26 protein-coding genes and 1 riboswitch are annotated in these 25,622 nt (G+C 59.7%); of the genes, 20 read left to right on the forward strand and 6 right to left on the reverse strand.

The genetic code is table 11. The features are described 5' to 3' along the window. The first annotated feature begins 35 nt into the window (after positions 1-35). The 5 genes from KRR23_RS11255 to KRR23_RS11275 all read left to right on the forward strand — a co-directional run bounded on the left by KRR23_RS11255 (position 36) and on the right by KRR23_RS11275 (position 4,257). Positions 36-1,106, forward strand: coding sequence for an AI-2E family transporter (locus KRR23_RS11255; RefSeq protein ID WP_216742556.1), 1,071 nt, complete (start codon positions 36-38; stop codon positions 1,104-1,106). Between the two features lie 232 nt (positions 1,107-1,338). After that, the gene (gene hda / locus KRR23_RS11260) at positions 1,339-2,043 is read left to right on the forward strand and encodes a DnaA regulatory inactivator Hda (protein WP_008033543.1); all 705 of its coding nucleotides are present in this window, start codon (positions 1,339-1,341) and stop codon (positions 2,041-2,043) included. A 213-nt stretch (positions 2,044-2,256) separates the two neighbouring features. Further along, positions 2,257-2,880, forward strand: coding sequence for a C40 family peptidase (locus tag KRR23_RS11265; RefSeq protein ID WP_054593560.1), 624 nt, complete (start codon positions 2,257-2,259; stop codon positions 2,878-2,880). A gap of 165 nt (positions 2,881-3,045) precedes the next feature. Beyond that, complete coding sequence (locus tag KRR23_RS11270; protein WP_216742557.1) at positions 3,046-3,579, forward strand: C40 family peptidase; 534 nt, start codon at positions 3,046-3,048, stop codon at positions 3,577-3,579. Positions 3,580-3,594: 15 nt separating this feature from the next. Further along, entirely contained in the window at positions 3,595-4,257 is a 663-nt protein-coding gene (locus KRR23_RS11275) for an O-methyltransferase (RefSeq protein ID WP_216742558.1), read from the forward strand. 27 nt (positions 4,258-4,284) lie between these two features. Here KRR23_RS11275 and KRR23_RS11280 read toward each other — a convergent pair whose 3' ends face one another. Further along, positions 4,285-4,869, reverse strand: a complete 585-nt coding sequence (locus tag KRR23_RS11280) for a hypothetical protein (protein ID WP_216742559.1) — start codon at positions 4,867-4,869, stop codon at positions 4,285-4,287. Between the two features lie 157 nt (positions 4,870-5,026). Next, positions 5,027-5,262, forward strand: a riboswitch (cobalamin riboswitch). A gap of 80 nt (positions 5,263-5,342) precedes the next feature. Here KRR23_RS11280 and cobO point away from each other — a divergent pair. The 13 genes from cobO to KRR23_RS29300 all read left to right on the forward strand — a co-directional run bounded on the left by cobO (position 5,343) and on the right by KRR23_RS29300 (position 16,047). Next, complete coding sequence (cobO, locus tag KRR23_RS11285) at positions 5,343-5,954, forward strand: cob(I)yrinic acid a,c-diamide adenosyltransferase (RefSeq protein ID WP_216742560.1); 612 nt, start codon at positions 5,343-5,345, stop codon at positions 5,952-5,954. Continuing rightward, positions 5,951-7,288, forward strand: coding sequence for a cobyrinate a,c-diamide synthase (locus KRR23_RS11290; RefSeq protein WP_216742561.1), 1,338 nt, complete (start codon positions 5,951-5,953; stop codon positions 7,286-7,288). The genes cobO and KRR23_RS11290 overlap by 4 nt, the downstream gene beginning before the upstream one ends. Continuing rightward, positions 7,285-7,935, forward strand: a complete 651-nt coding sequence (gene bluB / locus KRR23_RS11295) for a 5,6-dimethylbenzimidazole synthase (protein ID WP_216742562.1) — start codon at positions 7,285-7,287, stop codon at positions 7,933-7,935. The genes KRR23_RS11290 and bluB overlap by 4 nt, the downstream gene beginning before the upstream one ends. After that, on the forward strand, positions 7,932-8,840 hold the full coding sequence (gene cbiB / locus KRR23_RS11300; protein ID WP_216742563.1) for an adenosylcobinamide-phosphate synthase CbiB: 909 nt from the start codon (positions 7,932-7,934) through the stop codon (positions 8,838-8,840). Before bluB ends, cbiB begins: the two co-directional genes overlap by 4 nt. After that, complete coding sequence (gene cobD, locus KRR23_RS11305) at positions 8,833-9,825, forward strand: threonine-phosphate decarboxylase CobD (RefSeq protein ID WP_216742564.1); 993 nt, start codon at positions 8,833-8,835, stop codon at positions 9,823-9,825. The genes cbiB and cobD overlap by 8 nt, the downstream gene beginning before the upstream one ends. Next, positions 9,822-11,273 (forward strand): cobyric acid synthase, encoded by a 1,452-nt coding sequence (locus tag KRR23_RS11310; protein ID WP_216742565.1) that lies wholly within the window; start codon positions 9,822-9,824, stop codon positions 11,271-11,273. The genes cobD and KRR23_RS11310 overlap by 4 nt, the downstream gene beginning before the upstream one ends. A 12-nt stretch (positions 11,274-11,285) precedes the next feature. Then, positions 11,286-11,807 carry a bifunctional adenosylcobinamide kinase/adenosylcobinamide-phosphate guanylyltransferase gene (gene cobU / locus KRR23_RS11315; protein ID WP_216742566.1) on the forward strand — a complete coding sequence of 174 codons (522 nt, stop codon included), beginning with the start codon at positions 11,286-11,288 and terminating at the stop codon, positions 11,805-11,807. Then, entirely contained in the window at positions 11,804-12,859 is a 1,056-nt protein-coding gene (gene cobT, locus KRR23_RS11320) for a nicotinate-nucleotide--dimethylbenzimidazole phosphoribosyltransferase (RefSeq protein WP_216742567.1), read from the forward strand. Before cobU ends, cobT begins: the two co-directional genes overlap by 4 nt. After that, positions 12,856-13,431 (forward strand): alpha-ribazole phosphatase family protein, encoded by a 576-nt coding sequence (gene cobC, locus KRR23_RS11325; protein ID WP_216742568.1) that lies wholly within the window; start codon positions 12,856-12,858, stop codon positions 13,429-13,431. Before cobT ends, cobC begins: the two co-directional genes overlap by 4 nt. 2 nt (positions 13,432-13,433) lie before the next feature. After that, positions 13,434-14,165 (forward strand): adenosylcobinamide-GDP ribazoletransferase, encoded by a 732-nt coding sequence (locus KRR23_RS11330; RefSeq protein ID WP_216742569.1) that lies wholly within the window; start codon positions 13,434-13,436, stop codon positions 14,163-14,165. 82 nt (positions 14,166-14,247) lie between these two features. Continuing rightward, on the forward strand, positions 14,248-14,652 hold the full coding sequence (locus tag KRR23_RS11335; protein ID WP_054593546.1) for a MarR family winged helix-turn-helix transcriptional regulator: 405 nt from the start codon (positions 14,248-14,250) through the stop codon (positions 14,650-14,652). Positions 14,653-14,728: 76 nt separating this feature from the next. Then, on the forward strand, positions 14,729-15,928 hold the full coding sequence (locus KRR23_RS11340) for an MFS transporter (protein WP_216742697.1): 1,200 nt from the start codon (positions 14,729-14,731) through the stop codon (positions 15,926-15,928). After that, the gene (locus tag KRR23_RS29300; protein WP_301542412.1) at positions 15,925-16,047 is read left to right on the forward strand and encodes a hypothetical protein; all 123 of its coding nucleotides are present in this window, start codon (positions 15,925-15,927) and stop codon (positions 16,045-16,047) included. The genes KRR23_RS11340 and KRR23_RS29300 overlap by 4 nt, the downstream gene beginning before the upstream one ends. An 87-nt stretch (positions 16,048-16,134) precedes the next feature. On the opposite strand, the gene KRR23_RS11345 is transcribed toward KRR23_RS29300, so the two are convergent. From KRR23_RS11345 to KRR23_RS11355, 3 genes are all read right to left on the reverse strand, one after another. After that, entirely contained in the window at positions 16,135-17,406 is a 1,272-nt protein-coding gene (locus tag KRR23_RS11345; protein WP_216742570.1) for an OmpP1/FadL family transporter, read from the reverse strand. A 145-nt stretch (positions 17,407-17,551) separates the two neighbouring features. Further along, entirely contained in the window at positions 17,552-18,034 is a 483-nt protein-coding gene (locus KRR23_RS11350; RefSeq protein WP_019693082.1) for a hypothetical protein, read from the reverse strand. A gap of 278 nt (positions 18,035-18,312) precedes the next feature. Continuing rightward, positions 18,313-18,537: a hypothetical protein gene (locus tag KRR23_RS11355; protein ID WP_007898912.1), complete on the reverse strand. Its 225-nt coding sequence runs from the start codon at positions 18,535-18,537 to the stop codon at positions 18,313-18,315. Between the two features lie 1,018 nt (positions 18,538-19,555). Between KRR23_RS11355 and KRR23_RS11360 the strand changes: the two genes are divergently transcribed. Continuing rightward, positions 19,556-19,879 (forward strand): sel1 repeat family protein, encoded by a 324-nt coding sequence (locus tag KRR23_RS11360; protein ID WP_216742571.1) that lies wholly within the window; start codon positions 19,556-19,558, stop codon positions 19,877-19,879. A 175-nt stretch (positions 19,880-20,054) separates the two neighbouring features. Next, on the forward strand, positions 20,055-21,419 hold the full coding sequence (gene rmuC / locus KRR23_RS11365) for a DNA recombination protein RmuC (RefSeq protein WP_216742698.1): 1,365 nt from the start codon (positions 20,055-20,057) through the stop codon (positions 21,417-21,419). An 18-nt stretch (positions 21,420-21,437) separates the two neighbouring features. Here the strand turns inward: rmuC and KRR23_RS11370 are convergent, their stop codons facing one another. Continuing rightward, a complete protein-coding gene (locus KRR23_RS11370; protein ID WP_216742572.1) occupies positions 21,438-24,908 on the reverse strand; it encodes a hybrid sensor histidine kinase/response regulator in 3,471 nt (1,156 codons plus the stop codon). A 140-nt stretch (positions 24,909-25,048) separates the two neighbouring features. Continuing rightward, positions 25,049-25,588 (reverse strand): TetR/AcrR family transcriptional regulator, encoded by a 540-nt coding sequence (locus KRR23_RS11375; protein ID WP_216742573.1) that lies wholly within the window; start codon positions 25,586-25,588, stop codon positions 25,049-25,051. Between the last annotated feature and the right edge of the window lie 34 nt (positions 25,589-25,622).

Below are 25,622 nucleotides of genomic sequence, written 5' to 3' on the forward strand. Positions count from 1 at the left end.
ATTTTTCTTTCCTTATATAGAAGCTGGAGTGATTCATGGCTGATACACGGCGTTGGGTGTGGCTTGGTGGGATAGCCCTGCTGTGCGCATTTGTGTACCTGTTGCATCCGATCCTTACACCGTTCCTGGTGGCGTTGTTGCTGGCCTATCTGTTCGACCCGCTGGTGGATCGCCTGGAGAAATTTGGCCTGTCGCGAACCTGGGGTGTGGTCGCGGTATTCGCGCTGTTCACCCTGGTCGTCATGACGTTGTTGCTGGTGTTGGTGCCGATGCTGGCCAAACAGCTGTTCCGCTTGTATGAGCTGGCGCCACAAATGCTTGATTGGTTGCAGCACACGGCGATGCCCTGGGCGCAGTCGAAATTCGGGTTGGCGAATGGGTTCTGGAAGTTCGACAAGGTCAAGGCCGCGATCACCGAGCACATGGGGCAGGCCACTGACATCGTCGGTATCGTCCTGAGCCAGGCCACCGCATCGGGTTTGGCATTGATCGGTTGGCTGGCCAATCTGGTGTTGATCCCGGTGGTGAGTTTTTACCTGTTGCGCGACTGGGACCTGATGATGGCGAAGCTCCGTAGCCTGTTGCCGCGTGATCGTGAAGAGCGTGTAGTCTCGCTGGCGGGTGAGTGTCACGAGGTGCTTGGCGCATTTGTTCGTGGGCAGTTGCTGGTGATGCTGGCGTTGGGTGTGATCTACGCGGCGGGCCTGATGCTGGTCGGGCTGGAGCTGGGGCTGTTGATCGGTCTGATTGCCGGTCTGGCAGCAATCGTGCCGTACATGGGCTTTGTGATCGGGATCGGCGCGGCGCTGATCGCCGGGTTGTTTCAGTTTGGTGGCGATATGTATCCGATGATCGGGATTGTCGCGGTGTTCATGGTCGGTCAGGCGCTGGAAGGTATGGTGCTGACGCCGTTGTTGGTGGGGGACCGGATTGGTCTGCACCCGGTGGCGGTGATCTTTGCGATTCTGGCGGGTGGAGAGCTGTTCGGTTTCACCGGGATCCTGCTGGCGTTGCCAGTGGCGGCGGTGATCATGGTGCTTGTTCGTCATCTACATGATTTATATAAAGATTCTGGCATGTATAGCGGTGTGGAAGATTCGGATTGATCAGCCCTGTCGATCAAGTGCTCAAGGACGCCCGGTGCATTGCCGGGCGAGCCTGTAAAACTCTCCCGGCTGTCACATACGCCGCCAAACAAACCCCGGCGATACCCGCAAGTTAACGCAAACCTTTGATTTTGCTTATGGTCTGCTGCATTGTGCGGCTGGCGTCACGGGTATAAACTTTGCAAACTTTACACAGAGGCCACTAACGGTTCGTTTGAACTGTTCAGTCAGCATGAAACCGATTCAGCTGCCCCTAGGTGTGCGTCTGCGTGATGACGCTACCTTTATCAACTACTACCCTGGCGCCAATGCCGCTGCACTCGGCTATGTCGAGCGGCTGTGCGAAGCCGACGCCGGCTGGACCGAAAGCCTGATCTATCTCTGGGGCAAGGACGGTGTAGGGCGTACGCACTTGCTGCAAGCCGCGTGCTTGCGCTTCGAGCAGTTGGGGGAGCCGGCGGTGTACCTGCCGTTGGCCGAGTTGCTGGATCGCGGTATCGAAATCCTTGACAACCTTGAACAGTACGAACTGGTCTGCCTGGATGACTTGCAGGCAGTCGCAGGGCGGGCTGATTGGGAAGAGGCGTTGTTCCATCTGTTCAATCGCCTGCGAGACAGTGGTCGGCGCCTGCTGATCGCTGCTTCAACCTCGCCACGCGAGTTGCCGGTAAAACTGGCTGACCTCAAATCCCGCTTGACCCTGGCACTGATTTTTCAGATGCGGCCGCTGTCCGATGAAGACAAGTTGCGTGCGCTGCAATTGCGCGCGTCGCGTCGTGGCCTGCACCTGACCGACGAAGTCGGGCATTTTATTTTGACGCGCGGTACTCGCAGCATGAGCGCGTTGTTCGAGCTCCTTGAGCGCCTCGATCAGGCCTCCTTGCAGGCTCAGCGCAAGCTGACGATCCCCTTTCTCAAAGAAACCCTGGGCTGGTAAAACCGCGACCTGTAGCGCGTTTCGGCATCTTTCAGGCGTTAGAAAACCCGCTTCCGGAAGGGTATTCGCGGCGCGTGCAGATTTAAAATGGGCTTAAGCGCTTAGATGTTAACGAGAAACCGATAAGTCACATTTGGATCGATTGAATTTGCAAATGAGGACGATAGAAGGCATAGTCTCGCCTTCTTTACAACTTCAGCCACGGTCGTGCCCATGCTAAATCGCTTCGCACCCCTCGTGCCTCTCGCACTTGTGACCCTGCTTTTTGGTTGCGCGGTTCATTCCCCGGTCTCGCAACAACAAAACGATCAGCAGATTAAAAATTCAGCGACTGCCCAGTCTTCCGTTATTTATCAGGAAGAGCTGGCTACCGAAAAAGAACTGGCCGACTTTGCCAGCAGCAAGCCTTACCAGCTTCCGGTTCTGGCCGACAGCATCCTTGAGCGTGGCCTGTCCCTGGTCGGTACCCGTTACCGTATGGGTGGTACCTCAGAAGCCGGTTTCGATTGCAGCGGTTTCATCGGTTATCTGTTTCGTGAAGAGGCTGGCATGAACTTGCCGCGCTCCACTCGCGAAATGATCAACGTGAATGCCCCATTGGTTTCGCGCAACAACCTGAAGCCTGGCGACTTGCTGTTCTTCGCCACCAATGGTCGTCGCGGTCGCGTCAGTCACGCCGGGATCTACCTGGGTGATGACCAGTTCATCCATTCCAGCAGCCGCCGCAGCGGTGGTGTCCGGGTCGATAACCTGGGCGACAGCTACTGGAGCAAGACCTTCATTGAGGCCAAGCGAGCACTCGCCATGGCACCAACGACAGTCACGGCACGCAAGTAAGCGGACTTTTTGTAAGGCTAACTTAAAGTCTTACTTGAAGTTTGGCGCGTAGCCGCTAGAATCCTGATCTATTGTTGACTAACTAACCGCGTAAGCCCTGCTTACGCGGTTTTGTTTTCAGCCTCTCGGCAGAGAAAGCCGCAGCCAGATCAGGATGTTCTGTATATGACGATGTCGGCCCGCCTTGTACTCATCTTCTTCGCAGCGCTGCTCAGCGCCTGCGCCAGTCGCACTCCGCCGCCTGTTAAAGTCGTTCGCGCCCCGGTTTTTGCTCCCGCCCAATCGTTCTCGCCTGCCGCTGAAGACGTGCTGATTCGCGCACTGGGTCTGGTCGGCACGCCTTATCGTTGGGGTGGCAACACGCCGGATTCAGGTTTCGATTGCAGCGGCCTGATCGGTTACGTCTACCGCGATGCGGCGGGTATTTCCCTGCCGCGTTCAACTCGCGAGATGATCGGCATGCAAGCGCCGAACATTGGCCTGGAGGCTCTGCAAACCGGTGACCTGATCTTCTTCGCCACCAATGGCGGCTCGCAAGTCAGCCACGCCGGGATCTATGTCGGCGAAGGTCGCTTCGTGCATGCCCCTGCCACGGGTGGTACGGTGAAGCTCGACAGTTTGTCCAAGGCCTATTGGCAGAGGGCCTACCTGAGCGCCAAGCGTGTTATCGAGCCTGAGCATCTGGCGCACAATTTCTAGTTCGCAGAGGTTGTCATGACCGCTCGCACGCTCAATCTCGACGATTCCCTTTATAACTACCTGCTCGACGTTTCCTTGCGCGAAACGCCGCTGCAACGCCGCTTGCGTGACGAAACCCAGGCGCTGCCCATGGCGCGCTGGCAGGTGGCGCCCGAGCAAGGTCAGTTCCTCGCCTTGCTGGTCAAGCTAACGGGCGCCAGGCGCTTGCTTGAAGTCGGTACCTTCACTGGTTACAGCGCCTTGTGCATGGCGGCCGCCTTGCCGGATGGCGGTTCGTTGATCTGCTGTGACATTCCCGGAGACTACAACGCCACGGCGCGTCGTTACTGGCAAGAGGCTGGGCTCGCCGGGCGCATCGATTTGCGTTTGGCCCCCGCGTTGCAAACCCTGGCTCAACTTGAGCAGCAAGGGCAGGGCGGTTGCTTCGATCTGATCTTCATCGATGCCGACAAGGCCAACTATCCGGCTTATCTGGAAAGCGCTTTGCGGCTGCTGCGAAGCGGCGGGTTGGCGGTATTCGACAACACGCTGTGGAGTGGGCGAGTACTGGAAGTGAACCCTGCGAGCGAAGACACCCGAGCCATCCAGGCGCTTAATCGTGCCTTGAAGGATGACTCGCGTGTCGATCTGTCGTTGTTGCCGCTGGGCGATGGTCTGACCTTGTGCCGCAAGCGCTAGCCACGGATCGGTGTAAGGTTCAACCTGTCAGCCGCGGGCCTCTTTAAGCAAGAGTGCGATGCCCGGATGGTAGTTGCCGGCTTCGTTGTGCAATTTGCGATAGGCGTAGGGAAAGTACCAGGCCACGGCGCAGGTGTGTTCCTTTTGCAGGTCGTCGACCATGTCCTGGAGTTCTTCCGGCGTAGGGCTGTGCTGGGCTTTTTGTGGGGCGACGAACAGGCAGCCGAGCTTCAGGTCGCTGGCGTAGCTGATTTTTTTAGCATCGCTCACGGCATCGAGCAAGGCCTGGGTCAGATTCAGGTTGTTGACTCGCGGCCAGCGTTGCGTGGCTTGAAGGTAGACGCGCTCTTCTTTGCTGGCGATAAACAGATCGGCGCGGCCATTGCGTTCGCCTTCCTCAATCTGCTTTTTTGTCGGAGTCTGTTCAAGGGTGACCATTTCAGCCATCCACGCCGCCGCGGAAAACAGGCTCAGGTTGGCGCGTTCGTCAAACCAGTAAGGGCTTTCGTTATCGCCGCGTACCGCGTTGTAACGGTCGATGCACTCGAACCAGCGTTCCAGTACCGGGCGCAGGAATTCCAGCTTCGGGTTACTGATGATCATGCCTTGCATGTTGCCCCCTCTTTGTTCTTGTAATGTAAGGTTGTGGCTCTTTGATATCACTGCTTTCAGTGTGGCACAAGATTGGCGCCAGTTTATTGATCGGGGTCGGTTTCAATCCATCGATGAGCCCCCGGCTTTAATTGACGCTCCACCCCCAACCCTCTAACCTTCGCGACTTGTTTCAGGTGCTCTGTGACCCAGTGGTCGACCGAGTGAAACAGGGAAGCCGGTGAGGGCGCGTTCTTTGACAGAGCGGGCGACGATCCCGGCGCTGCCCCCGCAACGGTAAATGAGTAAAAGCTGCGCTTTGAGCCACTGTGTCGAAGGTCGATATGGGAAGGCGCGCAGTCAGGCGTCAGCCGCTCATGAGCCCGGAGACCGGCCTGATCCATCCAGCGGCATCACGGTGGGCGATGCCAGGCTTCTTGCCGTCTATTTCTATGCCTGCCCGCCGTTATCCAGCCTCAACGGAGAGCTCCCCCATGACTGATTCCCCCGATCGTGACGAACGCCATCTGGCACGCATGCTGCGCAAGAAAGCCGTGATCGATGAGCGCATTGCCAACTCGCCGAATGAATGCGGCTTGCTGCTGGTCCTGTCCGGCAACGGCAAGGGCAAAAGCAGTTCTGCGTTCGGCATGCTCGCCCGGGCGATGGGCCACGGCATGCAGTGCGGCGTGGTGCAGTTCATCAAGGGGCGCAGCAGTACCGGCGAGGAGCTGTTCTTCCGGCGCTTCCCGGAACAAGTGCGCTTCCACGTGATGGGCGAAGGTTTCACCTGGGAAACCCAGGATCGCCAGCGCGATATCGCCGCCGCCGAGGCCGCATGGGAGGTCTCCCGCGAATTGCTGCGTGACCCGACCATTGGTCTGGTGGTGCTCGATGAACTGAATATCGCCCTCAAGCACGGTTATCTGGACCTCGATCAGGTGCTCAGCGACTTGCAGGCGCGTCCGCCGATGCAACACGTGGTGGTCACCGGTCGTGGCGCCAAGCCGGAAATGATCGAACTGGCCGACACCGTCACCGAAATGGGCATGATCAAGCATGCTTTCCAGGCCGGGATCAAAGCGCAGAAAGGCGTTGAGCTGTGAGTGAGCCTCGCTTTTGCCCGGCGGTACTGATTGCCGCGCCGGCTTCCGGTCAGGGCAAGACCACTGTCACCGCCGCGCTGGCCCGTTTGCACCGCAATCAGGGGCGCAAGGTCCGGGTGTTCAAATGCGGCCCGGACTTTCTCGATCCGATGATTCTCGAGCGCGCCAGTGGTGCACCCGTCTATCAATTGGACATGTGGATGGTCGGCGAGCAGGAAAGTCGTCGGCTGTTGTGGGAAGCCGCCGCTGAGGCTGATCTGATTTTGATCGAAGGTGTCATGGGCCTGTTCGATGGCACGCCGTCCAGCGCCGATCTGGCGCGGCATTTCGGTGTGCCGGTGCTGGGCGTGATCGATGGCACCGCCATGGCTCAGACCTTCGGCGCGCTGGCGTTGGGGCTCGCACGTTATCAGCCGGACTTGCCGTTTGCCGGTGTCTTGGCCAACCGCGTCGGCACCTTGCGTCACGCGCAATTGCTCGAAGGCAGCCTCACTGAAGGCTTGCGCTGGTACGGCGCCTTGTCCCGGGAAACCGGAATCGAATTGCCTAGCCGTCACCTGGGGCTGGTCCAGGCCAGTGAATTGAATGACCTCGATCTGCGCCTCGACGCAGCCGCCGAAGCGTTGGCCAGCAGCTGCGAAGTAGCATTGCCGCCTGCCGTCGAGTTCGCTGCACCTGACGTGATTGCTGCCGAGCCACTGTTGGCCGGTGTGCGAATTGCCGTGGCTCGCGATGAAGCGTTTGCCTTCACGTATGGCGCGAGCCTCGACTTGTTGCGGGCGATGGGCGCCGAGTTGCGATTCTTCTCGCCGATCCATGACCGTGAAGTACCTGAAGCCGACAGCCTGTATCTGCCTGGCGGTTATCCGGAGTTGCACCATGTGGCATTGGCTGAAAACCGCACAATGCTCGATGCCATTCGCGAGCACCACGCCGCTGGCAAGCCGTTGCTGGCCGAATGCGGCGGCATGTTGTATCTGCTCGACTCACTGACCGATGTCGATGGTACGCGCGCTGAGTTGCTTGGACTGCTGGCCGGTGATGCGGTGATGCAAAAGCGTCTGGCCGCGTTGGCCCTGCAAGCGGTCGAATTACCTGAAGGCGCGTTGCGCGGCCACACGTACCACCATTCATTGACCAGCACCGAGCTTGAGCCGATCGCTCGCGGCCTGAGCCCTAACGGCGGGCGCGGTGCCGAGGCGGTTTACCGTGACGGGCGGATGACGGCGTCTTATGTGCATTTTTATTTCCCGTCCAATCCATCCGCGATCGCCGCGCTGTTTGCGCCAGACCTGAATCTTGTAGGGGCGGGCTCGCCCGCGAAGAGGCCATGACCGACAACGCATTTTCCGAGGCCGAGCGCGAAGCGGTGTATCGCGCGATTGCCGAGCGTCGCGACATGCGTCACTTCAGTGGTGGCAGCGTCGAGCCCGAACTGCTTCGGCGGTTGCTCGAAGCGGCGCATCGGGCGCCAAGTGTCGGTTTGATGCAGCCCTGGCGGTTCATCCGCATCAGCGACCGAGCGTTACGCGGCAGGATCCAGCAACTGGTGGAAGAGGAGCGAGTACGCACCGCCGAGGCGCTGGGCGAACGCTCCGACGAATTCATGAAGCTGAAAGTCGAAGGCATCAACGACTGCGCCGAAGTACTGGTCGCCGCGCTGATGGATGATCGCGCGCGGCATATCTTTGGCCGTCGGACTTTGCCGGAAATGGACATGGCGTCGTTGTCCTGCGCGATCCAGAATCTTTGGCTGGCGTCGCGTGCCGAAGGTCTGGGCATGGGCTGGGTCTCGTTGTTCGAACCGCAAGCCTTGGCGGATCTGCTCGGACTGCCGCCGGGGGCCAAGCCGCTGGCGGTGTTGTGCCTGGGACCGGTCAAGGAGTTTTACCCGGCGCCGATGTTGGTCCTTGAAGGCTGGGCGCAGGCGCGTCCGCTAAGTGAACTGTTGTACGAGAATTTTTGGGGAGTGAGTCAATGAGTGTGGCGTTGCTGAGTGTCGCCGGCGTAGCACTGGATGCGCTGCTGGGCGAACCCAAGCGCTGGCATCCGCTGGTGGCGTTCGGCCGTTTTGCCGATCGTGTCGAGCAACGTTTCAACTCCGCCGGCCGTGGCTGGCGCAGTCACGGCGTTACGGCCTGGGTAATTGCCGTACTGCCGCTGACCCTGTTGATCACTGCATTGTCCTGGCTGCCTTATTTAGGCTGGATCGTCGAGATTCTCGCGTTGTATTGCGCCCTCGGTCTGCGCAGCCTCGGTGAGCATGTCGAACCGGTGGCTCAGGCCCTGCGCAGCGACGACCTGGATGAAGCACGCAAGCATGTCGGCTATCTGGTCAGCCGTCAGACCAGTGAGCTGGACTCGACCGAAGTGGCCCGTGCCGCCACCGAATCGGTTCTGGAAAATGGTAGCGACGCGGTATTCGCCGCGCTGTTCTGGTTTGCCGTCGCGGGTGCGCCGGGCGTGGTGCTCTATCGACTGAGCAATACCCTGGACGCCATGTGGGGTTATCGCAATGAGCGCTTTGAGCGCTTCGGCTGGGCGGCGGCGAAAATCGACGATGTGCTCAACTATATTCCAGCGCGTCTGGTGGCATTGACTTACGCGCTGCTGGGCAAAACCCGTTTGGCACTCAAATGCTGGCGCACCCAGGGGCCGACCTGGGACAGCCCGAACGCCGGGCCGGTGATGGCCGCTGGCACGGGTGCGCTGGGCGTCGAGTTGGGCGGGGCGGCGATCTATCACGGTGAACTGCATCAGCGTCCACAACTGGGTGAAGGTGTGCCGGCAGACGCCAACTCCATCGATCGCGGCTGGCAACTGGTTCAGCGTGGGGTATGGCTTTGGTTGCTGATTCTCTGTGTGGGAGCCGAGTTTTATGCTTGAGCACGGTGGCCGCTTGCGCAAGGCGGCGTTGCAGTACGGCATCGCCGAAACCGATTGGCTCGACTTGTCCAGCGGTCTGGCACCTTGGCCGTGGGCGATCCCGGACATCCCGTTACGGGCCTGGGCACGCTTGCCGGAAACCGATGACGGCCTGGAGCAGGCTGCACGCGAATACTACGGCGCCTCGCAGGTGCTGCCGGTCGCGGGTTCCCAGGCGGCTATCCAGTTGCTGCCACGCCTGCGTCGCGCCGGCAAAGTCGGCGTGCTCTCGCCATGTTATGCCGAGCATGCCGAAGCCTGGCGTCGCAACGGCTACGTCGTGCGTGAAGTGCTGGAGCAGGAAGTCGACTTTTTCCTCGATAGCCTCGACGTACTGGTAGTGGTTAACCCGAACAATCCCACCGGCCTGAGTCTGACCCCGGAACGTCTGCTCGACTGGCATGCACGGCTGGCGCAGCGCGGTGGCTGGCTGGTGGTTGACGAAGCGTTCATGGACAACACCCCGCAGCTGAGCCTGTCGTCTTATACCGATCAGGTCGGCTTGATCGTCCTGCGTTCGTTCGGCAAGTTTTTCGGCCTGGCCGGGGTGCGATTGGGTTTTGTGCTGGCTGAGCGCAAGTTGCTCAAACTGCTCGCCGAGCAGGTCGGTCCTTGGGCGGTCAGCGGGCCGACCCGGGTATTGGGTCAGGTCTGTTTGCGTGACACCCAAGGTCATGCTCGCCAGCGTCTGCGCAGTGAAGAAGCGAGTCAGCGTCTGGCTGAGGTTCTCGAACGTCATGGCTTCAAGCCGCACGGTGGTTGTGCGTTGTTTCAATGGCTGATCACCGAGCGCGCAGAGCACTTGCACGAATTCATGGCCCGGCGCGGCATCTTGCTGCGCCTGTTCACCCATAACAGCAGCCTGCGGTTCGGTTTGCCGGCCGATGACGCCGATTGGCAGCGTCTCGAGCAGGCTTTCGAAGCCTACGCCAAGGAAACCCCATGACCACGCTGATGGTGCAAGGCACCACCTCGGATGCCGGCAAAAGCACCCTGGTCACCGCGTTGTGCCGCTGGCTGACGCGCCAGGGTGTTCGCGTGGTGCCGTTCAAGCCGCAGAACATGGCACTCAACAGCGCGGTAACCGCCGACGGTGGCGAAATCGGCCGCGCTCAAGCCGTGCAGGCCCAGGCGGCCAACCTTGAGCCACACACCGACATGAACCCGGTGCTGCTCAAGCCGAATAGCGATACCGGCGCACAAGTGATCATTCACGGACGTGCCGTGACCACCATGAACGCAGTCGCCTATCACGACTACAAAGCCATCGCCATGCAAGCGGTGCTCGCCTCTCACGAACGTTTGAGTGCAGCCTATCAGGTGGTGATGGTCGAAGGCGCCGGTTCACCGGCCGAGATCAATCTGCGTGCCGGCGACATTGCCAACATGGGGTTCGCCGAAGTGGTGGATTGTCCGGTGGTGCTGATCGCCGACATCAACCGCGGCGGGGTATTCGCGCATTTGGTGGGCACGCTGGAGTTGCTGTCAGCCACTGAGCAGGCGCGGGTCAAAGGCTTCATCATCAACCGTTTTCGCGGCGATATCGCCTTGCTGCAGCCAGGCCTCGACTGGCTGGAAGAACGCACCGGCAAACCGGTGATCGGCGTGCTGCCGTATGTCATGGATTTGCATCTGGAAGCCGAAGACGGCATCGATCAGCGCCAGGCCGATAAAGCCGACCGGGTGCTCAACGTGGTGGTGCCGGTGTTACCGCGTATCAGCAACCACACCGACTTCGATCCGCTGCGTCTGCATCCTCAGGTCGATCTGCAATTCATCGGGCCGGGTCAGTCGATTCCGCCTGCCGACCTGATCATCTTGCCGGGCTCGAAGAGCGTGCGCAGCGACCTGCACTACTTGCGCGCCAACGGCTGGGACGCGGCCATTACCCGCCATTTGCGTTACGGCGGCAAGCTGCTCGGCATTTGTGGTGGCCTGCAAATGCTCGGCGAGCACGTGCACGACCCTCTGGGGTTGGAAGGCGCGGCGGGCTCCAGTACTGGTCTTGGTTTGCTGGCTTTCGAAACCGTGCTCGAAGAAGAGAAGCAGCTGCGCAATGTGCGCGGACATCTGGCGTTGGAAAACGCTGAAGTCAGCGGTTATGAAATTCACGCCGGGGTTACCACCGGTATTGCTTTGGAGCAGGCGGCGGTGTTGCTGGATGACGGTCGCAACGATGGAGCCCGAAGTGCTGACGGACAGGTGCTCGGCACGTATTTGCACGGCCTGTTCGAATCCCCGGCGGCATGCAGCGCGCTGTTGCGCTGGGCCGGTTTGCAGGACGTACAGGAAGTCGATTACCACGCCTTGCGCGAGCGCGATATCGAGCGGTTGGCGGATTTGGTGGAAAAGCATCTTGATACGGGCTATTTACGCGAACTTTGTGGGCTCTAAGGGATTTCAATCATGTTGCAACTGATCCTCGGCGGCGCCCGCTCCGGTAAAAGCCGTCTGGCTGAAAAGCTCGCCAGCGAAAGCGCTCTGGCGGTGACGTACATTGCCACCAGCCAGCCGCTGGATGGCGAAATGAATGCCCGCGTGGCCCATCATCGCGAGCGCCGTCCGCCTGAATGGGCGCTCATTGAAGAGCCGCTGGAACTGGCCCGGGTGCTACGCGAAAATGCCAGCGCCGAGCGTTGCCTGCTGGTGGATTGCCTGACCTTGTGGCTGACCAATCTGCTGATGCTGGAAGATCCCGAGCGTCTGGCGCATGAGCGTGAAGCCCTGCTGGGGTGCCTGGCATCACTGCCGGGAGAAATTGTTTTTGTCAGCAACGAGACCGGTCTGGGTGTCGTGCCGCTGGGCGAATTGACTCGCCGCTATGTCGATGAAGCCGGTTGGTTGCATCAAGCCCTGGCTGAGCGCTGTCAGCGTGTTGTATTGACCGTCGCCGGCCTGCCCCTGACTTTGAAAGGTACTGCGTTATGACTCATTCCTGGTGGTTGAACCCGTGCAAACCGATCAATGCGCAAGCGCATGAACAAGCAACGGCCCGACAGCAGCAACTGACCAAACCAGCGGGCTCCCTTGGGCAGCTGGAATCGGTAGCGGTGCAACTGGCAGGGTTGCAGGGGCGGGTCAAACCGAGCCTGAATCAGCTGTGGATTGCGATTTTTGCCGGTGATCACGGGGTGGTCGCCGAAGGTGTTTCGGCGTTCCCGCAGGAAGTCACCGGGCAGATGCTGCACAACTTTGTCAGTGGTGGCGCGGCGATCAGCGTATTGGCGCGGCAACTTGAAGCGCGGCTGGAAGTGGTCGATCTCGGCACCGTCACGCCTTCGTTGAATTTGCTGGGCGTGCGCCATCTGCACATCGGTCCGGGCACTGCGAACTTCGTTCACGGCCCGGCGATGACGCAAATCCAGGGCGAGCAAGCCTTGCAGGCTGGCCGTGACAGCGTGTTGCGGGCGATTGCTGAAGGCTCCGAGCTGTTTATCGGTGGCGAGATGGGCATCGGCAATACCACCGCCGCCAGCGCTGTGGCCTGTGCATTGCTCGATTGCCCGGTGGCGCATCTGACTGGGCCAGGCACCGGTTTGAGCGCGGCGGGTGTCAGCCATAAAGCCCAGGTGATTGAGCGCGCTCTGACGTTGCATGCCGCTCAGCGTGGCGACGTGTTGCAGACATTGTTCAACCTCGGCGGTTTTGAAATCGCTGCGTTGGTCGGTGCCTATTTGGCCTGCGCGCAGGAAGGTTTGGCGGTGCTGGTCGATGGCTTTATTTGCAGCGTGGCAGCCTTGGTCGCGGTGCGCCTGAATCCGGCGTGCCGCGAGTGGTTGCTGTTTGCTCATCGCGGGGCTGAACCGGGCCATCGGCATGTCCTGGAAACTTTGAATGCCGAGCCTTTGCTGGATCTCGGCTTGCGACTGGGCGAGGGCAGTGGTGCTGCTCTGGCGGTGCCATTGCTGCGTCTGGCCTGCGACCTGCACGGGCAGATGGCGACCTTCGCTGAAGCGGCTGTGGCCGATCGCCCGGCATGACGTTGCGTCTGGATCTGCTGCGCCATGGTGAAACCGAACTCGGTGGCGGTTTGCGCGGTAGCCTGGATGACGCGCTGACCGCCAGAGGCTGGGAGCAGATGCGCGCGGCGGTGATTGATCAAGGTCCGTGGGATCGCCTGGTCAGCTCGCCGCTGCAACGCTGCGCGCGTTTTGCCGAGGAACTGGCTGAGCGGTTGAACTTGCCGGTGGTGCTGGACAAGGATCTGCAAGAGCTGCACTTCGGCGCCTGGGAAGGGCAGAGTGCAGCCGCGCTGATGGAAACCGACGCCGAAGCATTAGGCAGGTTTTGGGCCGATCCCTACGGGTTCACGCCGCCGGAAGGTGAGCCGGTGACTGCGTTTTCCGCACGGGTGCTGGCGGCTGTCGAGCGTTTGCATCAGGTCTATGCCGGCGAGCGGGTGTTGCTGATCAGTCACGGTGGGGTCATGCGTCTGTTGCTGGCCCGCGCACGCGGATTGCCGCGCGAGCAATTGCTCAACGTTGAAGTCGGTCATGGTGCGCTGTTTTCGTTGCGCGTCGAGGCTGATGTCGTGCTCAGGGAAGAGGGTTGAACATGTCGCCGTTCTGGATCGCCTTGCAGTTTCTCAGCAGCTTGCCGATTCGTCTGCCAGGCATGCCGGCGCCTCAGGAGCTTGGGCGCTCGCTGCTGTTTTATCCATTGGTGGGGCTGCTGTTTGGCGGGCTGTTGTGGGCGCTGAATGGGCTGTTGCAAGGTACGCCCGCGTTGTTGCATGCGGCGTTGCTGTTGAGTGTCTGGGTGATGCTCAGCGGTGGTTTGCACCTCGACGGTCTGGCCGACAGCGCTGACGCCTGGCTTGGTGGTTTTGGTGATCGCGAACGCACCTTGAGCATCATGAAGGACCCGCGCAGTGGGCCGATCGCGGTGGTGACGCTGGTGTTGGTGCTGTTGCTCAAGTTCACCGCGTTACTGGCGTTGATTGAACAGCACTCCATGGCCGGGTTGATCCTCGCGCCGGTGATCGGTCGCAGTGCCTTGCTGGGGCTGTTTCTGAACACGCCGTATGTGCGCGCCGGCGGCCTGGGACAGGCGCTGGCCGATCATCTGCCGCGCAAGACCGGTCAGCAGGTGTTGTTGCTCAGCGCGCTGGCGTGCGTGCTGATCGGCGGCTGGAGCGGTGTTGTTGCACTGGTGCTGGCGGCTCTGATGTTCTTCTGGTTGCGCCAGGTGATGTTGCGGCGTCTGGGCGGGACCACCGGCGATACGGCAGGGGCGTTGCTGGAGCTGCTGGAAACGGCGGTGCTGGTGGGTTTGGTGCTGCTCTGAGAGTAACCTTCAACATGCGCGGCCTAACGGCCGTTTGATAATCAAACTTGCTTTAACTTTATCGCGGGTATATACACGCACCATGCTTGCCTCTCAATGTTTATGCACCAACCTGCGTCGCGCCGCTCGTGGCGTCAGCAGGCATTACGACGGCGCCCTCGACGGCTTCGGAATCAACGTTGCGCAGTATTCCTTGCTGTGCAATTTGCAGCGCCTCGATCAACCGAGCATTTCCACCCTGGCGGAAGCCATGGGCCTGGATCGCAGTACGCTGGGGCGTAATCTGCGGGTGCTCGAGGGGGAGGGGTTGGTGATGCTGGTCGAGGGTGAAGATCAGCGCAATCGCATCGTGCAACTGACCGAAACCGGGCGTGAACGCCTGGCGGCGGCCTTGCCGGCCTGGGAAGCGGCGCAGCAGCGGCTGATTGATCGTCTGGGCGCAGAGAAACGTGCAACCTTGCTGGCCTTGCTGGATGAACTCGCCTGAGGCGGCGGACTTTTCCGAGCATAAGCCCGAACTTAAGCGGGTATATACCCGCTACCGGAGAATAAGAATGACATCGATGTGGCGTACCAGCGGTTGGGTTCTACTTGGAAGCGCACTGATTCTTGCGCTGTCGCTTGGCGTGAGGCATGGCTTCGGGCTGTTTTTGCCGCCGATGAGCGCGCAGTTCGGCTGGGGGCGGGAAGTGTTCGCCTTTGCCATCGCCCTGCAGAACCTGATCTGGGGGCTGGCGCAGCCATTTACGGGGGCCTTGGCGGACCGTTTCGGCGCGGCGAAAGTGGTGCTGGTCGGTGGCGTGCTGTACGCCGTGGGTTTGGTGTTCATGGGTTTGTCCGATTCAGCCTTGTCGCTGTCGTTGAGCGCTGGCTTGTTGATCGGTCTTGGTCTGTCCGGTACTTCGTTCTCGGTGATTCTTGGCGTGGTAGGGCGTGCCTTGCCGCCGGAGAAACGCAGCATGGGCATGGGCGTCGCCAGTGCTGCAGGCTCCTTCGGCCAGTTCGCCATGTTACCGGGCACGCTGGGGTTGATCGGCTGGCTCGGTTGGTCAACCGCGCTGCTGGTGCTGGGAATGCTGGTGGCATTGATTGTGCCACTGGTGAGCATGCTCAAGGACAAACCGCTGCCCGTGCTCGGTCATGAGCAAACCCTGTCCGAGGCCCTGCGCGAGGCGTGTTCGCACTCGGGCTTCTGGTTGCTGGCGTTCGGTTTTTTTGTCTGTGGTTTCCAGGTGGTGTTTATCGGTGTGCATTTGCCGGCCTATCTGGTCGACCAGCATCTGCCTGCCAGCGTCGGTACCACGGTGCTGGCGTTGATTGGCCTGTTCAATATCTTCGGTACTTACACCGCCGGCTGGCTCGGTGGGCGCATCTCCAAACCGCGTCTGTTGACGGGGCTCTACCTGCTGCGAGCGGTAGTGATCGGTCTGTTCATCTGGGCGCCCGTGACGCAAACCAGTGCTTATCTGTTTGGCATGGCCATGGGGTTTCTCTGGTTGTCGACAGTGCCTTTGACCAACGGCACGGTAGCGACGCTGTTTGGTGTACGAAACCTCTCTATGCTCGGTGGTATCGTTTTCCTCTTTCACCAGTTGGGCTCGTTCCTTGGCGGCTGGCTGGGTGGGGTGGTTTATGATCGAACAGGCAACTATGACTTGATCTGGCAGGTGGCGATTCTCCTCAGTCTGTTGGCGGCAGTCTTGAACTGGCCTGTACGCGAGCGTCCCGTGGCACGGTTGCAAGCTCAGGTGAGTGCGGCATGAGCAGGATCGCAGCCTGGTTCGCCGCTGTCGGTGCTGTCGCGCTGTTGTTGGCGCTGGCCTGGTGGGGCTGGCATCAGGGAGGGTTGGCACTGATGCAACTCGGTATGGGTGCTTGCTGAGTCAGCGCCCACTAAAAAGCCCCGCCTCTGTGCAAGAGAGCGGGGCTTTTTCAATTCAGCCGGTGGGCTGTTCAGGCTCGCCGTGAATCAGAAGCGGTAGGTCGCGCCGACACCAAAACCGTTGGCGCTGTTTTCGTACTTGGCGCTATAGCTGTCTACTGCGTTGGAGTGATTCACCGTGACAGCTTCTTCCTTGAGATAGGAGTAGGCGACGTCGATGGTCAGATCATCGGTGACGTTGTAGCCAGCACCAAGGCTGAAGATTGTGCGGTCACCGGTAGGAATGCGTGGCGAACGGTCAGTATTGTTGGTAGGCGACTGGTCAAAGGTCAGGCCAGTGCGCAATACCCACTGCTTGTTCAACTGGTAGGAAGTACCGATGGCGTAGGCCCAGGTATTGTGCCAGTTCTGCTCTTCCTTGATGGTGCCGAACAGGGCTGGGGACAATACACCGCCCTGTGCCGCAGTGACGCCTTCGTTATTGACGGTGATGTCTTTCAGGCGGCTCCAGCGGGTCCAGGTGGAACCTGCATACACGGTCCACGCATCCGTCAGCTGTTGCGTTACGGAGAAGTCGACCGATTCAGGCGTTTCGATTTTCAGCGAAGCGTCGTATCGATTGCTTTGCAGGAAGGCGGAAGGAGCATTGGCGCCTGCGGTGATATCGGTATGACCTTCAAGCTTGTATTTCACTTTCGAGTGATAGGTCAGGCCGACGCGAGTCGTGTCGGTGGCTTGTACCAGAACCCCGAAGTTGTAGCCCAGAGCGGTATCGTCCCCTTTGATCTTGACGTGGGTGTCGCCAAAAAGAGGTACATCCGACTCGAGAGTGCCGCCAATACGGTTAATGGTCGGGCCGAAGCCGATCGATACTCTGTCGTTGAAGGCATAGCTGACGGTAGGTTGGAAGGTCACAACCTTGACTTCACTCTTGCTGCCGAAACCGCCACCCTGGAAGCCACTTTCGTAGTTGGTAATCAGACCAAAAGGTGCATAGACACCGAGGCCGAATGCCCAGTGATCATCGATCGGCTTGACGTAATAGCCCATCGGAACGGCTGTGAATGGCACCATGTCGCCCTTGTTGGTACCCGGATGGGCGCCATGGGCGTCTTTGATATCGCTCGAGGCATCGATAGCTGCCAGTCCGCCAGTAACTTCCTGGCGCTTGATTCGCGACATGCCGGCAGGGTTGCCAAATACAGTACTTGCATCATCGGCAGATGAAGAGCGTCCCGCAAAACCAGTCCCCATCCCGCTGATGCTCTGTTCGTTGAGGGCAAAGCCACTTGCGAAGATCTGGGTGGATGCCAAGGTAACGGCAAGGCTAAGGGTGGTTTTGAGTATTACTTTTTTCATTATTAGAACTCCTGATGATCACCGGGCCGAAAATTACCAACATTTTCGTCCCAGCGCTATAGGCTGTATCGCTTGAGATAGAGCGCTTTTGTAGGACAATCAGACCAAATTCGCGTCTATATGCGCGATCTTGCAAATTGCCCGGTTAACAGGCGATCTGATTCAGCGGTGATACACAGGTTTGCCAGGCGCAGGTGAAGTCACGCAGACGACCTTGCGGCTGGAAGGTCTGGCGCCAGATTCGGGCCATGCCCAGCAGGTCATCGGCTTCGGGGAGCGGGGTATTCTGTTCTTCTATTAATAGCCAGGCGATGGCGGTGGCGTAACGCAGGTTGACGGTCAGTTCGAGGTGCGGACCGCTGAGAAATGCATGCTGACTGGCCAGGCCGCGAACCAGGCTGGCGCGTTCCGGGTCCAGCGCCAGATAGTGATCCCAAAGCGCCTGGTGACGAGGTTCGGCAATTCGGTACAGGCCATGCCCGCGGCGGTCATGCAGGGCGGAACCAAGAGCGGACTGACTGGCTGCAACACCCAGTAGCAGGGATTCGGCAATCGTGCTGTGGCGTCCGAGGTAAATCAGCGTCGGACGGATCACATAACGGCACAGTTCGCTGGCGGCGATACCCATAAAGCCCTCGAAACGTGAAGTGGGCGGCGATTCCTGACGGGTGGGGCTTGGCAGCGGTGGATCGACTCAGGATCGCCGGAAGCGGATCAAGCCGCTTGAGTTGAAGTGTAGTGTCATATTCGTGCCGTAAAGGCCTGTTTTTAAAATATTTCCGGCACCGAGTTATAACCGTTATATCGCTTGGTACTTAAGCCGATACAGCGTGCGGAGAAATATCAGGCAATAAAAAGCCCTACTTTTTAAGCAGGGCTTTTGAGGTTTTCAGCTTTTCTGGTGTTTCAGGCAACCAGTGCCTGACGGGTACGCTCGATCACGGCCTGCAGCGGCTCGGCGCTGGAGTATTGATCGGGGTACAGGCGTTCGCTGTGACGAGCGATGCCGTGTTCATTGACCAGGGTGAAGCTGAAGCAGCCTTTGCGAGCAGCCATGATCAGGCAGTTCATTGGAGCAAAAGCGTTGGTTAGGGTGCGGATGGCATCCTGAGTGTGGATTTGAGTAGACATGGTTATTGGGTGTTCCTACAAATGACACGGATAAGAACCGTGCAACGTTAAAACGTTCCAGTAACGACGATCACCATTGATCGAACGAAGAACCCGACTGGAACAAAGCAGCCAGTTGAAGCGCTATGATTTTTGCGCGCTTGGGCCGGCAGGTAGGTACTTAGGAGGGCAGGCAACACATCAAGGGCAAAGGTTCTGGGCCCGGGGTGAAGATCCTGATCAATTTGCAGGTTGGTTCGGTCAGAGTAAGTGAGCTTCGCAACACCCTTTGCTTTCAATTCAAAGGCAGTGTTGTCGCAAGCATTACCTGGAAACCATCGAGGTGGTCGGTCCCGTGATGTCGGTAGAGGCTTCTCTTTAGGGAAGGTATACCGCAGGAGTTGTTCGACCAGAATTGACTTTCAGCTTGGTACTAACGGCGCGGATAGTAACGGATTGAATTCGAGAAAGGAAGTGTGTTAGGCAAAAAACTTTTACTCATGCTTGAACCGCTCTGCTCGCTGGCGGGAATTTGCCGTGCCTTGGGCATTTGCCGTCGGGGGTAAAACGTCGCGGCAACAGTAAAGCACACAATTGGGTCACCGGGCGTCCAGTGGCATGAGCCATCACCTCGCTTGAAACGCAGGTACAGTGAGGCTCACTGTGACTGATTGACTGCAAAGCGCACGAAAAAAGGGCGGTGATATAACCACCTCGAAGGGACTTGTGCACATTAGTTGCGTGGGCTGTCACCCGGTTGTCATTTCACCTTCAAGCGCAGTGGGTGCCTGTAATGGAAATTTAAGTCAATGAAAAACATCGCTTTTTTTTACTGGTGAAAAAATCGTCAGTTTGACTGCGAGCCCCATTCCACAGGGCTTCTGGCGAGTTCAGGGTGGGTTGTCCACTGAGTTATCCACAGCTTCTGTGGATTGTCCCAAGCGCTTGCTCTAGGACGGGCGTGCAGGCTTTTTTCGACTTTACCCGTACGAAAAAAAGAGTAGAGTGGCGCGCCTTCCGATTCGTCCCGCAGTGCTTTATGAAGTTTCGCTCAGTACCAACCTCTATTACTTCCATCACCTCAGGTGTCACTCCGCCCAAGCGCTTTTCGATTCGAGTCGCCGAATGGTTGCTCGACAGCCCACGCCTGGGCGATAACCCCAACATCAAACATTTCGCCGGGCGTTTGCTCAAGGCTCCAGCCCGTGAAGGGGTGGTGGCTGCGCAAAGTCGTCTGGGGCTATTGATGTGCCGCGAATGCGGCAATGCCCGGGATCGGCGCATTGGCCAGGACCTGCTGCGTCAGGCCGCGCGTGCCGGCGACCGACGTGCCCGGCAGGAACTCGGTCAGATCGAAGACTGAGCTGTCCAAGCCCCGACGGCTTGGTTAACCTTCGCGCTTTAATTCATCGGCAGGAGTCGTCATGGCTATGGACGTGACCAGTGTGTTGCTCGGTCTGGCGGGTGCTGCGCTACCGTTATTGATGCTGGCGTGGCAGCTACAGCGGCGCCTGAGCACCGCGCAGTCCGAGCTGTCGCTGCTTGAAGAGCGCTTGGGTACTGCACAACTGGCGCAAGACGGGCTTAATGCGCAACTCGATGCCTGCCGTGATGAAATCAGCGACCTGAGTCAGGCCAATGCCGCCAAGCAAGCCGATCTGGCTGCCGTGCGCCGTGAAGTCGAGCTGTTGCAGATCGAGCGCGACAACGCTCGTGATGCGGCCCATGCCTGGAACCTCGAGCGCAGCAGTAAAGAGGCCGAGTTGCGGCGACTGGACGCTCAGGCCGCCTCGTTGAATGCCGAGCTGCGTGAGCAGCAGGAAAGCCATCAGCAACGCCTGAGCGACCTGCAAGGCTCGCGGGATGAGCTGCGGGCGCAGTTCGCCGAGCTCGCCGGGAAAATCTTCGATGAGCGTGAGCAGCGCTTTGCCGAAACCAGCCAGCAGCGTTTGGGTCAATTGCTCGACCCACTGAAAGAGCGCATTCAATCCTTCGAAAAACGCGTCGAGGAAAGTTATCAGGCTGAAGCTCGCGAGCGCTTCTCGCTGGCCAAGGAACTGGAGCGCCTGCAACAACTGAACCTGCGTTTGAGCGACGAGGCGACCAACCTCACGCGAGCCCTCAAGGGGCAGAAAACCCAAGGCAACTGGGGCGAGTTGATTCTCGAGCGAGTGCTGGAACACGCGGGCCTGGAGAAGGGCCGCGAGTACCAGACTCAAGTCAGCCTAAAGGGGCCGGATGGCGAGCGCTTCCAGCCCGACGTGCTGATTTATCTGCCGGGCGACAAGCAGGTGGTGGTCGACTCCAAGGTCAGCCTGACGGCCTATCAGCAATACGTGGCGGCTGACGACGACGCGATTGGCCAGGCGGCGCTGAGGCAGCATGTGCTGTCGTTGCGTAATCACGTCAAGGGCTTGTCCGATAAGGACTATAAGCGCCTGGACGGTCTGCACAGCCTGGATTTCGTATTACTTTTTGTGCCCATCGAGGCGGCTTTTTCCGCGGCATTGCAGGCTGAACCAAATCTGTTTCAGGAAGCGTTCGATCGCCATATCGTTATCGTCAGCCCGACCACCTTGCTGGCGACATTGCGGGTCATCGACAGCCTGTGGAAGCAGGAGCGCCAGAGCCAGAACGCCCGGGAAATCGCCGAGCGCGCGGGCTGGCTGTACGACAAGTTCGTGCTGTTTATTCAGGATCTGGACGAGGTTGGCAATCGCTTGCAGCAATTGGATAAAGCCTACAGCGCCGCACGCAACAAACTGACGGAAGGCCGCGGCAATCTGGTCAGTCGCAGCGAGCAGCTCAAATTGCTCGGCGCACGGGCCAGCAAGAGCTTGCCGGCCGATCTGCTGGAGCGGGCGATGACCGATGTCGATGGGTTGGCCGAGCTGCCGGAATAAATTAAAAGATTGTCTTTATCACAACGGCAAATGCCGACTCAACAACGCCCGCAATGCCGCCGGTTTCACCGGTTTCGGCAGGTATTCCAGGCCTGCTGCATGCACTTGGGCGACCATCTCCGGTCGCCCGTCAGCACTAATCACCACGCCAGGTACCGGCTCGCCGAGTTGGGAGCGTAGCCAGGCCATGAGTTCGGTACCGGTTTCGCCATGGTCGAGGTGGTAATCCACCAACGCCAGTTGCGGGCGCATGCCATCGCTGAGCAGTGCGACGCACTCATCGCGATTACGCGCGGTATACACCTGGCAACCCCAGCGCGAGAGCAGGCTGTTCATGCCGATCAGAATGCTGTCTTCGTTATCGATACACAGCACCTGCGCGCCTGTTGGCAGCCGGCCATTGAGTTTGGCAGGTGTGCCGGGCGCACTGGTTTGAGCGTGGGCCAGAGGCACGCTGACGCTGAACACACTGCCTTTGCCTGGCCAGGAGCGGACTTGCAGTTGATGACCCAGCACCCGGCATAAGCCGTCGGCAATCGCCAGACCCAGGCCCAGACCTTTTTCGGCGCGGGTCTGGTGGCTGTCGAGGCGCTTGAACTCCTCGAAGATCACTTGGCGTTTGTCTTCAGGAATCCCCGGGCCACGGTCCCAGACCTCCAGGCACAGCTGATCGCCCTTGTGTCGTACGCCCAGCAGCACAGGGCCTTTGGCGTAGCGGAAGGCGTTGGTCAGGAAGTTTTGCAGAATCCGCCGCAGCAATTTGATATCGCTGTCGACCCGTAGGCGACTGCCGCGCAGGCGAAATTTCAGCCCTTGCTCCTGCGCCAGCGCCTTGAATTCGGCGCCGAGGGTGTCGAACAAATCATTCAGCGCAAATGGCTTGCGATCCGGGTTGATCTTGCCGTTTTCCAGGCGCGAGATGTCGAGCAGGTCACTGATCAAGTCCTCGGCCGAGCGTAGCGAACTGTCCAGATGCTGCACCAGTTGCCGGGTCTCGCAGGAGAGATCGTCGTTCTGGTGGGAGAGGGCGGCCGAGAACAGCCGTGCGGCGTTCAATGGCTGCATCAGGTCGTGGCTGACGGCTGCAAGGAAACGGGTTTTCGACTGGTTGGCCGACTCGGCGGTACCTTTGGCTTCGGTCAGCGCGATGTTCAACTGCGACAGTTCATGGGTGCGCTCGGCGACGCGTCGCTCCAGTCCCTCGTTGGCCTCGGTCAGCGCTTGCTCGGCTTCGCGAAACGCGGTGATGTCGGTGAAACTCATGACAAACCCACCGCCCGGCATTGGATTGCCGATCAGCTCGATTACCCGGCCATTGGGGAACAAGCGCTCCGAGGTGTGGGCGCGCCCCTGGCGCATCCAGTGCAGACGCCGGGCAACGTGGACTTCCGCCTCGCCGGGGCCGCACAGGCCGCGTTCGGCGTTATAGCGAATGATGTCGGCAATCGGCCGGCCGACGCTGATCAGGCCATCCGGGTAGTTGAACAGTTCAAGGTATCGACGATTCCAGGCCACCAGCTTCAGCGACTGGTCGACCACGCTGATGCCTTGGGTAATGTTCTCGATCGCGCCTTGCAGCAAGGCGCGGTTGAATTGCAGCACTTCCGAGGCTTCGTCGGCGATTCGTACCACGTCCTCGAGTTGCATTTCCCGACCTTCAATAGCGGCTTTTACGACGGCGCGGGTCGATGACGCCCCGAGTACACCGGCGAGCAAGCGTTCGGTGTGGGCAATCCATTCACCGTCGGCATTCTGATTCGGGTTGAAACCTTTGCCTTGGCGGTAGGCGAAGCGGATGAAGCTCTGGCGTGCCCGTTCTTCGCCGACAAAACGTGCCGCGAGTTGCAGCAGATCGTCGATTTGCACCGCCAGCATCGAGCGCGCGCTCGGCCGTGTGCTGATCTCCTGACCAATGAAGCGCCCGGCCTGCCAGTGTTCCGAGACCCGTGTGCGGGACAACACCGACACCCAGGCGAACAAGGTGAAGTTACCGGCCAGCGACAACACCACGCCTTGAGTCAGCGGGGAAATCGGCAGGTTCAGCGGATTGCCGTGCAGCCAGCCCAGCCCTGGGAAACTGTGCAGCGACCAGCCCAGGCTGTTGGCGGCGATCGGCAGAATCAACGTGTAGAACCAGAGAAAAGTCCCGGCGGCGAGACCGGCGAATACCCCGCGGCGGTTGGCCTGTTTCCAGTACAGCGCGCCGAGCATCGCCGGCGCCAATTGGGTCACGGCGGCAAATGCGATCTGCCCGATGGTGGCCAGGCTGGCGGTCGAACCGAGCAGGCGATAGGAAACATAGGCCAGCAGCAGAATCGCAACGATGCTCACCCGACGCACCGAGAGCATCCAGTAGCGGAACACCTCGAACGGCCGCTCGGCGTTTTTTCGGCGCAGCAGCCATGGCAGCAACATGTCGTTGGAGACCATGGTCGACAGCGCCACGCTGGCAACGATTACCATGCCGGTAGCGGCCGATGCACCTCCGATAAACGCCAGCAGCGCCAGTGCCGGATGGGCCTGGGCCAGTGGCAGGCTGATCACGAAGGAGTCGGGCAGTACCGAGCTTGGCAGCATCATTTGCCCGGCCAGCGCGATCGGTACCACGAACAATGCGGCCAATCCCAGATAAGCCGGGAATACCCATTTCGCCAGGCGCAAATCCTGCGGTTCGATGTTCTCCACCACGGTCACATGGAACTGTCGGGGCAGGCAGATGATCGCCATCATCGCCACGCCCGTCTGCACCACCATCGATGGCCAATTCACGGTTTCTTTCCAGTATTCTTCCAGGCGTGGTGCGAGCATGGCCTGATCGAACAGGTCGTTGAAGCCATCGTACAAACCATACGTGACGAAGGCGCCGACGGCGAGGAAGGCGAGCAGCTTGACCAGTGCTTCGAAGGCAATCGCCAGCACCATGCCACGGTGGTGCTCCGTGGCATCGAGGTTGCGGGTGCCGAAGACGATGGTGAACAGCGCCAGAACCAGCGACACAATCAGCGCTGTGTCCAGGGCCCGGGTGCCCATGGCATCCGGGCCTGCACCGATCAACAGGTTGACCCCCAGGACGATGCCTTTAAGCTGCAAGGCGATGTAGGGCAATACGCCCACCAGACAGATCAGCGCCACCACCACCGCCAGCGATTGCGACTTGCCATAGCGGGCGGCGATGAAGTCGGCAATCGAGGTGATGTTTTCCTGTTTGCTGATCATCACCATTTTTTGCAGGACCCACGGCGCGAACACCAGCAGCAGGATCGGCCCCAGATAAATCGGCAAAAACGACCAGAGTTGTTCGGCGGCCTGACCGACGGCGCCAAAGAACGTCCAGCTGGTGCAGTAGACCGCCAGCGACAGGCTGTACACCCAGGCACGCATACGCGGCGGCAGCGGTGCGCTGCGCCGGTCACCGTAAAAGGCGATGGCGAACATGACGGCCATATAGGCCAGGGCGACGGCGGCAATCAGCCCGCTGGACAGCGACATGGTAACTCCAGGCATAAAGACACCCGGGACGCAAACCCGGTCTGACAGTTTCGCACGACCACTTCGGTTAGTCAGTGTCGACCAAGGTCGTGGCGCGGCGGGGTGTCGCAGGGTGGATACGTAGCGTGTTTGCGCGGTAGCTACGGGGCCAGTGCGATGTCGATCAACCGATGCAACTCTTCAACCTCAAGCGCCACTGATGCGAACAGGATACGGAACACCGTCGGTGCCACCACCATGTTGATCAGTCGGTCGACACCAGGCTTCGGCTCATTCGGATAGCGGTCCAGTATCGTCTGCAACTGACCGCTGATAATGCTCACGCAATACCCCGGCGTGGCGCTCGATTGCACGTCGCGCATCATGTTGCGGCCGGGCTCCGAACTCATTTCGTCCAGATACTGCTCGGCCCAGGCGCGCAGGTCGCTACGCAGGCTGCCGGTGTTGGCCGGTTCGCTGTCAGGACGCATGCGTACCAGCGCGACATCGGCCAAGAGTGCCGACAAGTCGCCCCAACGTCGGTAGATCGTCGACGGCGTAACGCCTGCGCGGGCAGCGATTTGCGGCACGGTCACGCTTGAACGCTCCTGCTCTTCGAGGAGTTCGCGGACTGCCGAATGAATCGACTCCTGCACCCGAGCACTACGACCGCCCGGGCGTAAACCTTCTTTAATAGCCATGCGTCAAACCTTAACACAAAGAATTTGCTTTAAG

The sequence above is a fragment of the Pseudomonas sp. CVAP#3 genome (genome assembly GCF_018986375.1).
In the GTDB taxonomy this organism is placed as follows: Bacteria; Pseudomonadota; Gammaproteobacteria; order Pseudomonadales; family Pseudomonadaceae; genus Aquipseudomonas; species Aquipseudomonas helvetica.

Coding starts and splice junctions, on each gene's coding strand:
- KRR23_RS11345 (WP_216742570.1), bottom strand. CDS start 17,406: ATGAAAAAAGTAATACTCAAAACCACCCTTAGCCTTGCCGTTACCTTG.
- KRR23_RS11350 (WP_019693082.1), bottom strand. CDS start 18,034: ATGGGTATCGCCGCCAGCGAACTGTGCCGTTATGTGATCCGTCCGACG.
- KRR23_RS29300 (WP_301542412.1), top strand. CDS start 15,925: ATGAGCAGGATCGCAGCCTGGTTCGCCGCTGTCGGTGCTGTCGCGCTG.
- KRR23_RS11265 (WP_054593560.1), top strand. CDS start 2,257: ATGCTAAATCGCTTCGCACCCCTCGTGCCTCTCGCACTTGTGACCCTG.
- bluB (WP_216742562.1), top strand. CDS start 7,285: ATGACCGACAACGCATTTTCCGAGGCCGAGCGCGAAGCGGTGTATCGC.
- KRR23_RS11340 (WP_216742697.1), top strand. CDS start 14,729: ATGTGGCGTACCAGCGGTTGGGTTCTACTTGGAAGCGCACTGATTCTT.
- cobO (WP_216742560.1), top strand. CDS start 5,343: ATGACTGATTCCCCCGATCGTGACGAACGCCATCTGGCACGCATGCTG.
- cobU (WP_216742566.1), top strand. CDS start 11,286: ATGTTGCAACTGATCCTCGGCGGCGCCCGCTCCGGTAAAAGCCGTCTG.
- KRR23_RS11310 (WP_216742565.1), top strand. CDS start 9,822: ATGACCACGCTGATGGTGCAAGGCACCACCTCGGATGCCGGCAAAAGC.
- KRR23_RS11270 (WP_216742557.1), top strand. CDS start 3,046: ATGACGATGTCGGCCCGCCTTGTACTCATCTTCTTCGCAGCGCTGCTC.
- KRR23_RS11335 (WP_054593546.1), top strand. CDS start 14,248: ATGCTTGCCTCTCAATGTTTATGCACCAACCTGCGTCGCGCCGCTCGT.
- KRR23_RS11355 (WP_007898912.1), bottom strand. CDS start 18,537: ATGTCTACTCAAATCCACACTCAGGATGCCATCCGCACCCTAACCAAC.
- KRR23_RS11330 (WP_216742569.1), top strand. CDS start 13,434: ATGTCGCCGTTCTGGATCGCCTTGCAGTTTCTCAGCAGCTTGCCGATT.
- cobD (WP_216742564.1), top strand. CDS start 8,833: ATGCTTGAGCACGGTGGCCGCTTGCGCAAGGCGGCGTTGCAGTACGGC.
- cbiB (WP_216742563.1), top strand. CDS start 7,932: ATGAGTGTGGCGTTGCTGAGTGTCGCCGGCGTAGCACTGGATGCGCTG.
- KRR23_RS11280 (WP_216742559.1), bottom strand. CDS start 4,869: ATGCAAGGCATGATCATCAGTAACCCGAAGCTGGAATTCCTGCGCCCG.
- KRR23_RS11255 (WP_216742556.1), top strand. CDS start 36: ATGGCTGATACACGGCGTTGGGTGTGGCTTGGTGGGATAGCCCTGCTG.
- cobT (WP_216742567.1), top strand. CDS start 11,804: ATGACTCATTCCTGGTGGTTGAACCCGTGCAAACCGATCAATGCGCAA.
- hda (WP_008033543.1), top strand. CDS start 1,339: ATGAAACCGATTCAGCTGCCCCTAGGTGTGCGTCTGCGTGATGACGCT.
- cobC (WP_216742568.1), top strand. CDS start 12,856: ATGACGTTGCGTCTGGATCTGCTGCGCCATGGTGAAACCGAACTCGGT.
- KRR23_RS11360 (WP_216742571.1), top strand. CDS start 19,556: ATGAAGTTTCGCTCAGTACCAACCTCTATTACTTCCATCACCTCAGGT.
- KRR23_RS11275 (WP_216742558.1), top strand. CDS start 3,595: ATGACCGCTCGCACGCTCAATCTCGACGATTCCCTTTATAACTACCTG.
- KRR23_RS11370 (WP_216742572.1), bottom strand. CDS start 24,908: ATGTCGCTGTCCAGCGGGCTGATTGCCGCCGTCGCCCTGGCCTATATG.
- KRR23_RS11375 (WP_216742573.1), bottom strand. CDS start 25,588: ATGGCTATTAAAGAAGGTTTACGCCCGGGCGGTCGTAGTGCTCGGGTG.